The organism is Carnobacterium sp. TMP28, from assembly GCF_047553015.1.
In the GTDB taxonomy this organism is placed as follows: domain Bacteria; phylum Bacillota; class Bacilli; order Lactobacillales; family Carnobacteriaceae; genus Carnobacterium_A.
Window position 1 is genome coordinate 1,568,662 of the sequence record NZ_CP180212.1, and the last position, 13,737, is coordinate 1,582,398.

Genomic DNA, 13,737 nt, shown 5'->3' on the forward strand with positions numbered 1-13,737 from the left:
ACTAAATCCTTTCTTGTTTACTTATTAAATCGGCTCAGTCAAAAATGGTTTCTGATGTATATCTGTTAATTGAGAATCTGTTTTCCAAATTTCTTCAGCATACCGTTGAATGGTGAAGTCAGCTGAGAATGGTCCTGAGCTTGCAATATTCATGAGTGATTTTTGATTCCATTCCATTTTGTTTTTATACAATGCATCAATTTCTTCTTGTGCTTGAATGTAACTATCAAAATCTTTTAACAAAAAGTATTCATCATTGTGATAAACGAGAGAATCAAAAATAGCACGGCCTTCCATTTCAATATTCGGAATTGTTCCATCAATAAGCGTGTTTAAGACTTGCTTTAATCTTGGATTCGTTTCATATATTTCTCTTGGGTGATACGAACCATTTTCATTAAGAATTTCTACTTCTTGATCGTTTAAACCAAACAAGAACAAGTTGTCTTCTCCTACAAAATCTCTTATTTCTACATTAGCTCCATCCAGTGTCGCAATCGTTAATGCACCGTTTAACATCAATTTCATATTGCTTGTCCCGGATGCTTCTTTACCGGCTAGCGAAATCTGTTCGCTAACTTCAGCAGCTGGAATAATCAGTTCAGCTAATGAAACACCATAATTTTCGACAAAAACAATTTTTAGCTTATCGCCAATTTCTGAATCGTTATTAACTAATTCAGCAAGAGCATTAATTAATTTGATAATTTGTTTTGCATAAGAATAACTTGGTGCAGCTTTTGCTCCAAAAATAAAGACACGTGACTGAATAGCTAGTGTTGGGTCTTCTTTGATTTTCAAATACCGATCAATAATGTGCAAGACATTTAATAATTGTCTCTTATAGGCATGCAATCGTTTAATTTGAACATCAAATAAAGCTTCAGGATTTATTTCGATGCCCATTTCATTTTTTGTATAGGCTGCAAATTTTTCTTTATTTGCTAATTTAATCGTACCTAATTTATCCAATGTTTCTTGATCAGCAATAAAAGCTTTGAAAAGTTTTAATTCAGCTGGATTCGTTTTCCAATCTGTTCCAATTTTATCGTCAATTAACTTTGTTAATTCTTCGTTTGCCAAATGCAACCAACGTCTTTGGGTAATGCCGTTAGTTTTGTTATTAAATTTAGCTGGATACATTTGGTAAAAATCATTTAATACATCGTGCATTAAAATTTCAGTATGCAGCTTCGCTACTCCATTCACACTATGGCTTCCGACAATCGCTAGATGAGCCATTTTGACGTAACCATCAGCAATAATGGCTGTTCGGTAAGTTAAATCTGGACCATATAAGGGCAGTTTTTTTTCAATATGCCTACGATTAATTTCTTCAATCACTTGATAAATACGCGGCAACAAATTTCTAACCATATCAATTGGCCATTTTTCCATCGCTTCTTGTAAAACAGTGTGATTGGTGTAACTCATTGTCTTTTTAGTAATTTCCCAAGCCTGTTCCCAGCTCAAATCTTCTTCATCTAGAAGCACGCGCATTAATTCTGGGATTGCTAGTGACGGGTGAGTATCATTGATATGAATCGCAATTTTATCTGGAAAATTTTGCCATGAAAGTCCTGTTTGTTTGTAGTATTGAATGATGCTCTGAATACCCGCTGAAGTAAAGAAATATTCTTGACGTAAGCGAAGAGTTTGTCCTTCATGATTGGAATCATCTGGATACAAGACTTCTGTAATCTGATTGACCTGTTCTCTCTCAGCAATAGTATGGTAGTGAATTTCTTCTTCTGGCGGAATTTCAGCAGACCAAAGGCGTAAATTATTTACAACGTCATTTTGGTACCCAACCATTCCTGTATCATAAGGTACGGCTAAAATATTTTGTGTATTAAAATAAGTTGGCTTCAAATGACCATTAGCAGCTTCAACTAAGCCAACTTGACCACCAAAACGAACAGTTACTGCTTTGTTTTCTTTGCGAACTTCCCAGACATTTCCGTTTCTTAACCAGTTATCTGGTAGTTCAACTTGATAACCATCAACAAATTTTTGTTGGAATAATCCATAACGATAGCGAATACCGTTTCCGTTTCCTGGCAAGCCTAATGAAGCGATTGAGTCCATAAAGCAAGAAGCTAGACGTCCTAAGCCACCGTTTCCAAGAGCTGGGTCAGCTTCTGATTTTGTGATTTCTTCAAAATCTAATCCCATATCTAATAATCCATCTCGCACTGTATCCAAAATACCCAGGTTTAATAAATTACTTTTTAGCATTCGACCAGGCAAAAATTCAATTGAAAAATAATAAACTTGTTTGACTTGTTCATTTAAGTATTTTTTATTGGTTTTATTCCAATCATCTGAATATGAAAACCTCAGATAATTTCCTAAAGCTGTGTATTGCTGGATTGGTGTTGAATTTTTTATATCAAATGCATACATATTTTCAAATGTTTGACTAAATTCTTCTTTAAATTGCTTTTTTGTTAAGTCCATTTTTATCCTCCATCCTCATTGAAAATCAACACACTTATTTTTTTAGAATAAAAAGTCCCATTTTTGAGTAAAGTCAAAAGACCTCTTACAATTACTCAACTATCAGGACTTTTTATACATTATTGTGTCTGTTAATCTATGAGTTTTTAGTTTTTTTATTCGTATTCTATTAAAGACTGGTAATGCTGTATATAAACTTCTGTAGACTTCTTCCAACTATTGTCTTGAGTCATAGCTCGTTTGATTAAAGCTTTCCACTGTTTAGGTTTATCGTAATAAACTGTAATCGCTTGATCAATCGTTTTCATCATCACATGACCGCGGTAATCATAAAAGCTAAATCCTGTTCCTTCACCTGTGACAGCATTATAAGGGATGACCGTATCTTTTAGACCACCTGTTTCATGAACAATCGGTAAGGTGCCATATCTAAGAGAATACAACTGGGATAAACCACAAGGTTCGAATGCTGATGGCATAATAAACAAGTCACTACCTGCGTATATTTGCTGCGCTAAAGTTGTGTCAAAATCAATGATCGCTTTGAATTTTTCTGGATAGCGCCAATTAAAGTAACGGAAACTTTCCTCGTACTCTGCTTCACCTGTTCCTAGGATTAATACTTGTATATCACGCTTCATCAACTCGTCCATTTGTTCTCGTAACAAATGACACCCTTTTTGAGCAGTCAACCGACTGACCATAGCCATAAGAGGAACGGTCGAATCAACAGGCAGCCCAACTCTTTCTTGCAATAAGGCTTTATCTTTTGATTTGCCGCTTAACGCTTTAATCGTAAAGTGATGGCTAATTTTTTTATCTGTTTCAGGATTAAATTCATCGTAATCAATCCCATTTAAAATACCACTTAACTTATCTTTATTTTGACGCAAGACACCATCTAAATTTTCTCCAAAATAAGGCGTTTGAATTTCATTTGCATAGGTTGGACTAACTGTGGTTACTTGATCCGCAAAGAATATTCCACCTTTTAATACGTTCACGTCTTCATAATATTTTAAACCGTGTTCATGATAAGCATTGTAGCCTATTCCATACCAATCTGATAGGACGGTCTGGCTATAGACACCTTGAAACTGCAAGTTATGAATTGTTAAGACTGTTTTAATTTTTTGGTAATCTTTTATCCACTGATATTTATCTTTTAGTAATACAGGAATAATCGCTGTATGCCAGTCATTTAAATGGAGAACGTCTGGAATAAAATCGATTTTTTCCATCATTTCACAAATAGCTTGAGAAAAGAAAGCAAATCGCTCCCCGTCATCTGTGTATCCGTATAAGTTAGGCCGATCAAAATAATATAAATTATCAATAAAATAATAGGTTACTTTATCTTTAACCAATCGTTTCAATCCACAAAATTGATTTCGCCAACCCACTTTCACTTCGAATGACAAAACATCCTCTAGCTGATCTTTGTATTTTTGAGGCATTGTCGTATGAAAAGGTAAAACAACTGCAACATCGACTCCTTGCTGGATAAGCTCTTTTGGCAAAGCTCCAGCAACATCTCCTAATCCACCTGTTTTGAAAAACGGTGCGCACTCTGCCGCTGCAAATAGTACTTTCATTGTCATTTAGGCTTTAACTCCTCTCTCAGGTTCAACAACTGTATTTTTCTTAATCACTTTAATGTTGTCTGCTGTACCTTTTAAGTGGACACCTTCGCCTATTTTAACACCCTTATCAAGAATAACGTATTCCAAAGAAGAGCCTGAGCCAATTTGGCTACCTTGCATCACAATCGAATGATTAATTTTGGCATCTTTAGCAATCGTTACTTTACGGAAAATCAATGAGTTTTCTACTTCTCCTTCAACCAAGCAATCACTGGCAAATTGTGCATTTTTTACTTTTGCGTCTTTTGAGTAGAAAGTTGGGGCACCATTTTTTACTTTTGTAATAATTGAATCCCCTCTAGTCAATAGCGCGTTGTAATTTTTTTCATTCAACATATCCATATTCGCATCAAAATAACTTTGGATGCTGTTGATATTTTTCAAATAACCAGTATATTCGTAGCCAATGACAGTTATCTCATCTAAGTGGTCTTTAAATAAAAGCATCGTTTCACTTCTTAGTTTATTTTTACCTGCCTGAGTTGCCAATTCAACAAATTTTTTCGAAGTCATAATGGCAATATCCATATTTACAGGTGCTTTATCTCTATTAGCTCCTAGCTTATCAAATGAAACCAAATTTGTGATTCGATCTGTCGCTTGGCCTTCAAACAGAAGATAAGTCTCGTCTTCGCTTGCGTTGCAAGTAGATTGGACCATATTTTTGTAAACAACTGTGACATCTGCCTTTTTTTCTTGATGGTAGCGTAAAAGTGCTTTGATATCAATGTTACACAACATTTTAGTCCCCATCATAACAACGTATTCTGATTTTGAACGAATAACATAATGAATTTGATCATGATAAAAACTATTGATTTGATCTGCTTTACCCATCTCTACTGCTTCTCTTATCGCTGTTTCGGTATGTGGAAATAAGCCACCACCAATAGATGAATCTAAGCCCCAAGAAGCTCCACTACGAATGTGGTCATGCAGTGAACGGCCATTTCCTGCTATGAAGAAAGCAGCAGAATTAACAGCAGCGCTGTGAAGACTAGTAAAAGGAAAGTCAATCAAGCGATAACGACAGCCAAAGGGTAAGGATGAAATAGAACGCTTCTCCGTTAAAGGCAAGAGCTTTGAATCATCCTCTTTTAAATTTAAAATGGCGCTAATCTTATTTTTCATCATCTGTTAGTCCTCCAATCTCTTCGTTATATCCTACGACCATAATTTCTTTTTCCTTGCCAACAAGGTAAGCCCCGTCGTGTATTTTAGCATTATCGCCAATAATAGCGTATTTAATTGTTACGTTTTCACCGATTGTAACACCTGACATGACAATACTATTTTCTACGATTGATCCTTTTCCCACTTTAACATGGTGAGACAAAATAGAATGAGTAATATCACCAGCGATGTAACACCCGTCAACGATCATTGCATCCGTTACAGTTGATGTTTCTGTCAAGAATTGAGGAGGAGCTGATGGATTTTGAGAATAAATACGCCAATCTGAATTCCGGATGTTTAATGCATGAGTCGGATCTAAAAATTCCATATTTGCTTCCCATAAGCTTTCGATTGTCCCAACATCTTTCCAGTAATCTGTGAAAGCATAAGCAAAAATATTTTCTCCATTGCCTAAATAAGCTGGAATAACGTCTTTTCCAAAATCTTCTAATTCTCTTCTTTTTGATTGATCTTCGTCTAGGTATTTTTTTAATAAAGCCCAATCAAAAATGTAAACACCCATCGAAGCTAAATTGCTTTTAGGCTTTTCAGGTTTTTCTTCAAATTCAATGATACGATCTGTTTGATCGGTATTCATAATACCAAAACGGGGAGCTTCCTCAATAGGAACAGGGATAACACCAACTGTTAAAGCTGCTTTTTTCAGCTTATGAAAATCTAACATTTTTTGGTAATCCATTTTATAAATATGATCACCTGAAAGAACTAAAACGTAATCAGGATTGTGCTGGTCAATAAAGCTACTATTTTGATATATCGCATTCGCTGTGCCTTTAAACCATTTTTCGCCATCAACACTTGCATAAGGCTGCAGGATAGTTGCGCCGCCATTGTGAACGTTTAGTCCCCAAGCTTCTCCGTTGCCTACGTGTTTATTTAATTCTCTAGGCTGATATTGTGTGACCACACCAACATTTTTAATACCAGAATTAACACAGTTACTTAAAGCAAAATCAATAATCCGATATTTCCCACCAAAAGGAACAGCTGGTTTAGCTATTTCTTTTGTTAATTTACCTAAACGGGAACCTTGTCCACCCGCTAAAATCATTGCCAACGTTTCAATTTTTCTCATATTACTCGAAAAAGAGCCTAGTCAAACTGACTCTTCCTCTACCCCCCTTTTTAGATTTAATCAGCTTTTGGTACGCCTTTTATTCTTTTAGGTCTTACTATCACTACGCTCATAGCTGGAATAATGAGTTCAATGTGATGGTCTTGTCGATTTAATGGCTCATTGATTGTCTTTAGTAAACCTTGGTCTTTCGTCCATACACCCCCAAATTCACTCATTTCAGTATTTAATAATTCTTCATAACTACCTTCAAATGGAACACCTACTTTATAAGTAGGGCGTTCAATTGGCATAAAATTACAAATAATAATTAAAAAATCACGTGCTTTCTTACCTTTTCTAATAAAAGTTAATATACTTTGCTCACTATTATCGGCATCTAAAATGTCAATTCCCGATGGATCGTGGTCTATTTCCCACAAAGCTCTTTCTTTTTTATACAACTCGTTGATTGTTTTTGTAAAATAATGGTGTTTGTTATTCATCTCGTCTTCTAGACTTGTCCATTCCAATTCAGAATGAACACGCCACTCTAAAAATTGACCAAATTCGTTGCCCATAAAGTCTAATTTTTTACCTGGATGAGTCATCTTATACACTTCCATCACACGTAAACTAGCAAATTGGTTGTAACGATCACCAGGCATTTTATGCATCAATGATTTTTTTCCATGAACCACTTCATCATGAGAAAAAGGTAAAATAAATTGTTCATTGAACGTATACATGAATGAAAAAGTAATTAAATTAAAATGAAATTTTCTTTGATGTGGTTCTAATTCAAAGAATCTTAAGGTATCATTCATCCACCCCATATTCCATTTGTAATTAAATCCTAATCCTCCTTGAGCCACAGGTGTTGTCACGTTAGACCAAGCGGTACTTTCTTCGGCAATCATCAACGCTTGTGGATGACGATATAAAATGGTTGTATTTAATTTTTTGATAAAGTCGACACCAGCTGTATTATGATTGCTTCCATCTTCATTAGGCGTCCAAGGGCCTTCATCATAGTCTAGGTACAACATACTTGAAACGGCATCTACTCTCAGACCATCTAAATGAAATTGTTCTATCCAGAATAACGCATTAGAAATTAAAAAACTCTGTACTTGCGTTTTACCGAGATCAAAATTCATCGTTCCCCATCTAAAATTTTGAGCTTTATTTGTATCTGTGTATTCAAATTGAGCTGTACCATCAAAATAAGCCATGCCATAATCGTTGCGATTAAAATGTCCCGGAACCCAGTCCATGATAACGCCTAAGTGTGCTTGATGAGCAGCTTCAACAAAATTTTGAAACTCTTCCATTGTTCCATATTTAGATGAAATAGCGTAATAGCCGGTTAACTGATAGCCCCAAGAAGCATCAAGCGGGTGTTCCATTAATGGCATAAACTCAATGTGTGTGTATCCCATCTCTTTTACGTAAGGGATGAGTTCGTTTTGTAATTCAGCCATACTGTACCACGAGCCATCAGCATGGCATTTCCATGAACTTAAATGAACTTCGTAAATATTCATCGGGCGTGTTGTATTCGTGTATCTTTTTTTATTTGCCATCCATAAACTATCTCGCCATTTCTTTTGCGGTAAGTCTTTCACTACTGATGCATCTTTAGGACGCACTTCAAAAGCATAAGCATAAGGATCAATTTTCAACTTTAATTCTCCATTTGCTTGTTCAATTAAATATTTATAACAGTGCCCTTCTTGTGCCATAGGTGTGAAAACTGTCCAAGAACCAGTCTTGTTTACTTTTTCCATTTCTAATCCGTCAGTCCAACTACAAAAATCTCCTACTAGAGAAACTTTTTTTGCATGAGGTGCCCATACAGTAAATCGAAAACCTTCAGTCCCCTCATAAATTTCATAAGAACAACCTAACGCCAAGTAGCTATCAAAATGTTGACCTGTATTGAATAAATACATTTCTTTTTCTAATAATGCTTGATTTGTTTCTTTATTCACTTGTTTAACCAATTGTTGGGACTCCTTTCTATAAAAAAAGATAAACAAACTATACACTCATTATTTTATCATTTTTCATTCATAATAACATCATTTATCTCTTGCCTTACCTAATTAACTGCTTACAGCAAGAAAAACCCTATCTTATCAAGCACTTAGACACTACCCACTTGACATGCAACTATTTTTGTTAGCGTTTCCTTTTTATGAAATTAGTTTATTTCTATTTAGTTTTATGAGAGTTTTTTCATTTATTTTCTTTTCTTTTAAAAAAAATACGATTCTTGTATTTGTGAATAGATTATCCACTTCTACAAGAATCGTATTATTTTAGTCCGTTCAATCAGTTTTATCTCTTATTAATGAATCGCTTCTTCCAATGCTTTAATAGCTTTTTCGAAAGCTTCAAATGGAGGGTTCGTAATTCCTGCACCAATCATGCCAACGCCTGGGTCTTTATGCGCAATAGCTGTATTAATAATTGGAAGTTTTCCAGTTGCAATCACTTTTCTTACATCAATTCCTGTTGGAACACCCATAAAGTCTAAGACTGGAATAGTCACATTAGGATTTTCTGTTGTTGTAATTTCTAACATTTCTTTTGAGTAACCCATCGCTTCTTCAACCGTTCCACCAACTAGAGGAACAATTGCAGGAGCTGTTGCCATAGCAAAGCCACCAATTCCATACGTTTCTGTGATAGCACTATCGCCAATATCTAAGCCAGAATCTTCTGGTTTATAACCAGCAAACATCGGTCCAATAACTTTTTGAGAAGGTCCTGTAAACCAAGTATTGCCTTTCATACCACTAACACGGATACCAAACTCAACTCCGTTACGAGCCATTGTTGTGACAATTGTGCTGTTCTCGATACCATGTGCTGCATCTAGTGCACACTTACATAAAACCATCCATGTAGGACCAGAGAAATAGTCACTACTTGCTACAAAATCAAAAACTTCAATTTTTTCTTTTAATGAATAATCTGTTTTCACAATATAAGGTGTTAAAGCTTGGATTAATAAAGTCGTTCCAGCAACGTTTCTGTTGTGGCACTCGTCTCCCATGTGCAATGCTGAAGAAAGAAGTAGACGTAAATCAATTCCTTCTGGACATAACTTCATTGCGTCACGTAATACTGGTCCAAAAACATCTCTCATCCAAACTAAGCGATCGATAACACTTTGATCATTAGCACCAAAACGTAAGATTTTAGACAACTGTTCACTTAGATTAGTAAAAGCTAAGTTTCCGTAAGTTTTATTTTCAACAATATGCATAAACATTGAAGCAGACGTTACGCCAGCCATAGAGCCTACACATTGGTGCTCATGACATGGTGAGAATGTAATTTTGCCGGATGCGGCAACTTCTTCTGCTTCAACTAAATCTGCAGCTAAGCCTTCAAAAACGATTGCGCCAGTGACAGCACCTTTCATCGGTCCACTCATTTTTTCCCATGTTATTGGAGGTCCTGCATGTAAAATAGTTGTTTTTGTCATACCAGGAACACAATTAATCGCTTGGTCGTAACCAATTAGAACAGGTTGTGATTTTATAATTCTTTCGACTGCTTCCTTATTTGCTGCTTCTATTTTAGCTTGTTTTTCTTCAGAATTCAGACTATCCAATAAAGCTAGTAACTCTACGTTCCCTCTTGCAGGTGGTGTCCATTCTAATTGAGTTGCAACAGCACCTTGTTTTTTAATGTCTTCAGAAATAAAATCAATTCCTACATTAATAACGTTGATTTCACTATTAAATAATTCTCCTATTTTGTTCATTTAGAGTCTCCTTTCAAAACAAATTCTCTAGCTAACAAGCCAGTATTTTGACTGCTACTTGAAATGGTCACTCCTGCGTCCATTAATTTTTGTGTTTGTTCTTGGATATCTTGTACATCTAATTCTGTTCCTAAAACATAGCCTAGGATTTCTAAATGACGGCCATCCTTTTCAGCTTGTTCTTTAGCTTCTTTAATTGCTGGAAGCATCACGCCAACAGGATCTTCGTGTGAACCATAGCCTAAAACAAAATCCATTGCAATAACAGCTACTTCAGGATCAGCTGCTTCTTTTAAGAAACGATCGATACGTGTTGACGGATCAATCATTGGGTGAGGTTTACCACTAGTAAACTCATCAGAACCAAAATCGATAAACGTATGCTCTTGACTTTTATTGTTGTCGACTAATTTGAATTCAGGATTTGTTTGAATATTGCTATAAACGTTATCTAGTTTTTCCATTGCTGCATACATTGCTTCATCACAAAGTGTGCCACCACAGAATAGACCGCGAATGTATTTTTGCTCATCTGATAGCTTTGCTCTAACTTCTTCTACTAATGGAATATTTAATGGATGCGTATCCAACTCTTCTTCTTTCGCTCCAGCTAAGATAACCGCTTTGATTGCTGCTTCTTTTGAGCGTTTAGCATAGTGACCGCCTGCTTTAGTGACCGCTTCTTCATCGCCACCTAAGAAATAAACAACAACTGGTTTCTTACTGTTTTTAACAGCTTCTAACACTTTTATTTCTACTGATTTTGCTGGTGGTTTTGAAATTAACATAATGACTTTTGTCTCTTCGTCTTCTTCTAATGCTGCGAGGCCATCTAACATCATGATTCCACCAATCGCTTCACTTAAATCGCGACCACCTGTTCCAATCAATTGAGAAATACCATAGCCAAATTCATGTATCCGAACACTCAATTCTTGTGCACCCGTTCCAGAAGCTGCTACAATTCCAATAGTGCCTTTACGAACTTTATTCGCAAAACACAATCCAATATTATTGATAATCGCTGTACCACAATCTGGTCCCATCATCAATAAACCTTTTTCATGTGCACTTTTCTTTAATGCTAGTTCTTCTTCAATACTCACATTATCGCTAAACAACATAACATGTAGGTCTTTATCTAATGCTTCTTGTGCTTCTCTTGCTGCAAATGAGCCATTAACTGAAATGATCGCTACATTGGACTCTTCTATCTCTTGAGACGCTTGATTGATAGATTTATAAACCGTTGCACCTTTTTGAGGTTTTTTCACTTTAGTTGTAAACAATAAATCAATTTCTTCAAATATTGTATCGACTGCATCAGGATTATCTGTTTCAATAGTAATCATTAAATCACCTGTACCAGCTGCTTCTATTTCTTTTGAACCCATTCCAACATTGCGAATGACTTCTTTATTCATATCCGTACCCATACCGATCATCGCTTGTTTCACATCTTCAATTAAATTAGCTCTCGTTGATAAAGACATCAAAGATACGGAATCAAAATACGTATTCTTTTTAATTTTTGCTTGTATTGTCATTTTGCTCCTCCTGTTTTAAAAGTAATGTTAGTCCGTTCAAAATACCCCAGGCCATCTCAGTTCCTGAGGATGATCCTATTTTCATAACGTTGGCCAAAGCTAGTTTGACTTGTTCGTCGTTTTCTTTTGCATTTAATGTTTCTATAAAAAGTGCTATCGTCTCTCTCGTTTGACCACTAGCTGCGTATTTTATCGCACTATAGCTAATAATATTTGTGTGACTCTTAGCTTCTTTTACGATTTGTTCACTCCATTTTTCTCGATTAAAGAAAGTCGTGTTACTAGTAGAAAAAGCAAGCAGCAGTCCAACTAAGAAGTCATCTCCTGAAGGCGTTAAGCCTTGTCCCAATCCAATTAACTTTTTTGCACATTGAATTGTTTCTTCTATAGTACCGCTCGTATTTTTTTGAAAACTTTCTATCAAGTTTGTTGTTCGTTCTGTCAGCATGCGAGTCATTTCTTTATCAAAAGCCGTTAACGTACTTTTTTCTTTTCTTAACCATTTTGCATTACCATTACTGGTAATCTCTTGCATAGCTAGAGAGATATTCTTACCTAAGTGTTGATGATGCAATGAAAAATCGATTAATTGACATTCCCATATCGATGCCGTTGTTAGATCAATAGCTAAATATCCAGTAATCTCGACAGTAGTAAACGATAGAAAACCTTGGGTATTTGCCTTAATTTGACACTCATTAAAGTCAAGTATATCTATTACTAAAGTAGCAGGAGCGTTATCAATTTGATTGCATGCAAGTGTGAACAAGTCATTTTCTATTAGAATATTGATTGTCCGTTCAAAAACACTATGAACCGTGAAAACTGTTTTTGAGCGCATTTTTTCTTTGAACTGCTTATCAATAGACAGTGCGTTAACTTGCTTCATTTTTTGCTCCTCCACTCTAGTCTATTGCCTCTGACTTATTTTTTGTTTTGTTTAAACTCTGCTAACAAACGATCGGCTTCTGCTGATTGTCCTAACACTCTTAAGCTATTTGCTTTATGGAACAAATAATCATAACGGTCTGGATCATTAGCTAATAAGTGTTCCATTTCTTTTATCGCTTCTTCGTGTCTTCCCAATTCTCTTAGGTAATTAGATTTATGGTATCTAAAGAAGAAGTTTGTCGGATCTTGTTCAATTGCTTCATCATAAACAGCTACTGCTTCATCTGCCTTTTTTTGCTCTCTTAAAGCATTAGCAATATAGAAATAAAATTCAGGATTTCCTGTACCACTATGAAGAGCCTCTTCAAAGACAGCTAACCCTTCGTCATAACGATTCAGTAACGTTAATGTGTAGCCTTTTAGATAGTTATACGTTAAATCAGCTGTTGGATTCTCTGATTGGTCTATTTCTTTTAACGCTTCTTCGTATTTATTGTTAGAAATCAATTTCATAATTGCTGTCAGTTCTTCTTCATCTGCTTTATTTTCACGATTCAATAAAGCTAGAATTGTCTCTTGATTTTTTTCAGTAGCCCAATCAATCGCTGTTTTATCATCGTGATCTTTTGTTGTAGCATCTGCCCCATTAGCCATCAATAGTTTTATAATTAATGAATACAAAACGCCACCATCTCCAAGTACAACCGCTTCTTGTAGACCTGTCCAACCTAAATCGTTGATGTGGTTTACTGGTACACCAGCTTTAATTGCGACATCTACTGCTTTCAAGAAACCTTTTTCACTACTCGGCAATAAAGCTGTTCCGCCAAATCGGTTGACTAAGTTGACATCTGCTTCATAATGCGTACCTGCTTCTAGAATTTCATGAAAGCCATTAGCTGCTGCACAGATAAAGGGGGTTAGCATCATGTTATCTCGTAAGTTAACATCCGCTCCTGCTTCCATCAATAGTTTAGCTAATTCAATGTTATTTTGTTGTGTTGCAGACATTAGCGGACTTCTTCCTCTTTCATCTTGAAAGTTTACATCTACTTCATCTGTCAATAGTCTTTTCACTTCGCTCGTGTTTCCTAGCTCTGTTTGATTCATCAATTCTTCATTTTTACTTCTGCTCACTTTTGACACCCCTTTACCTCTTTAGTT

General features: G+C 35.7%; 9 protein-coding genes. All 9 read right to left on the minus strand.

All coding sequences use genetic code 11. From position 1 onward, the window contains the following. Positions 1–24: 24 nt before the first annotated feature. Positions 25–2,460, minus strand: a complete 2,436-nt coding sequence (locus ACMHYH_RS07450; protein ID WP_414838783.1) for a glycogen/starch/alpha-glucan phosphorylase — start codon at positions 2,458–2,460, stop codon at positions 25–27. Between the two features lie 155 nt (positions 2,461–2,615). Beyond that, entirely contained in the window at positions 2,616–4,055 is a 1,440-nt protein-coding gene (glgA, locus tag ACMHYH_RS07455) for a glycogen synthase GlgA (RefSeq protein WP_414840365.1), read from the minus strand. A 6-nt stretch (positions 4,056–4,061) separates the two neighbouring features. Continuing rightward, positions 4,062–5,237, minus strand: coding sequence for a glucose-1-phosphate adenylyltransferase subunit GlgD (gene glgD, locus ACMHYH_RS07460; protein ID WP_414838784.1), 1,176 nt, complete (start codon positions 5,235–5,237; stop codon positions 4,062–4,064). After that, the gene (locus tag ACMHYH_RS07465; protein ID WP_414838785.1) at positions 5,224–6,375 is read right to left on the minus strand and encodes a glucose-1-phosphate adenylyltransferase; all 1,152 of its coding nucleotides are present in this window, start codon (positions 6,373–6,375) and stop codon (positions 5,224–5,226) included. Before ACMHYH_RS07465 ends, glgD begins: the two co-directional genes overlap by 14 nt. A gap of 56 nt (positions 6,376–6,431) precedes the next feature. Then, positions 6,432–8,309: a 1,4-alpha-glucan branching protein GlgB gene (gene glgB, locus ACMHYH_RS07470; protein ID WP_414840366.1), complete on the minus strand. Its 1,878-nt coding sequence runs from the start codon at positions 8,307–8,309 to the stop codon at positions 6,432–6,434. Between the two features lie 398 nt (positions 8,310–8,707). Beyond that, a complete protein-coding gene (locus ACMHYH_RS07475; protein WP_414838786.1) occupies positions 8,708–10,135 on the minus strand; it encodes a DUF1116 domain-containing protein in 1,428 nt (475 codons plus the stop codon). Beyond that, positions 10,132–11,682: an acyl-CoA synthetase FdrA gene (gene fdrA / locus ACMHYH_RS07480; RefSeq protein ID WP_414838787.1), complete on the minus strand. Its 1,551-nt coding sequence runs from the start codon at positions 11,680–11,682 to the stop codon at positions 10,132–10,134. Before fdrA ends, ACMHYH_RS07475 begins: the two co-directional genes overlap by 4 nt. Continuing rightward, positions 11,660–12,571 (minus strand): DUF2877 domain-containing protein, encoded by a 912-nt coding sequence (locus tag ACMHYH_RS07485; protein WP_414838788.1) that lies wholly within the window; start codon positions 12,569–12,571, stop codon positions 11,660–11,662. Before ACMHYH_RS07485 ends, fdrA begins: the two co-directional genes overlap by 23 nt. A 35-nt stretch (positions 12,572–12,606) precedes the next feature. Then, entirely contained in the window at positions 12,607–13,710 is a 1,104-nt protein-coding gene (locus ACMHYH_RS07490; RefSeq protein WP_414838789.1) for an ankyrin repeat domain-containing protein, read from the minus strand. Positions 13,711–13,737 lie beyond the last annotated feature (27 nt).

What these genes read in the sequence shown, in the direction of transcription:
- ACMHYH_RS07450 (WP_414838783.1), bottom strand. Translation starts at nt 2,460, where the DNA reads ATGGACTTAACAAAAAAGCAATTTAAAGAAGAATTTAGTCAAACATTT.
- glgA (WP_414840365.1), bottom strand. Translation starts at nt 4,055, where the DNA reads ATGAAAGTACTATTTGCAGCGGCAGAGTGCGCACCGTTTTTCAAAACA.
- glgD (WP_414838784.1), bottom strand. Translation starts at nt 5,237, where the DNA reads ATGATGAAAAATAAGATTAGCGCCATTTTAAATTTAAAAGAGGATGAT.
- ACMHYH_RS07465 (WP_414838785.1), bottom strand. Translation starts at nt 6,375, where the DNA reads ATGAGAAAAATTGAAACGTTGGCAATGATTTTAGCGGGTGGACAAGGT.
- glgB (WP_414840366.1), bottom strand. Translation starts at nt 8,309, where the DNA reads ATGTATTTATTCAATACAGGTCAACATTTTGATAGCTACTTGGCGTTA.
- ACMHYH_RS07475 (WP_414838786.1), bottom strand. Translation starts at nt 10,135, where the DNA reads ATGAACAAAATAGGAGAATTATTTAATAGTGAAATCAACGTTATTAAT.
- fdrA (WP_414838787.1), bottom strand. Translation starts at nt 11,682, where the DNA reads ATGACAATACAAGCAAAAATTAAAAAGAATACGTATTTTGATTCCGTA.
- ACMHYH_RS07485 (WP_414838788.1), bottom strand. Translation starts at nt 12,571, where the DNA reads ATGAAGCAAGTTAACGCACTGTCTATTGATAAGCAGTTCAAAGAAAAA.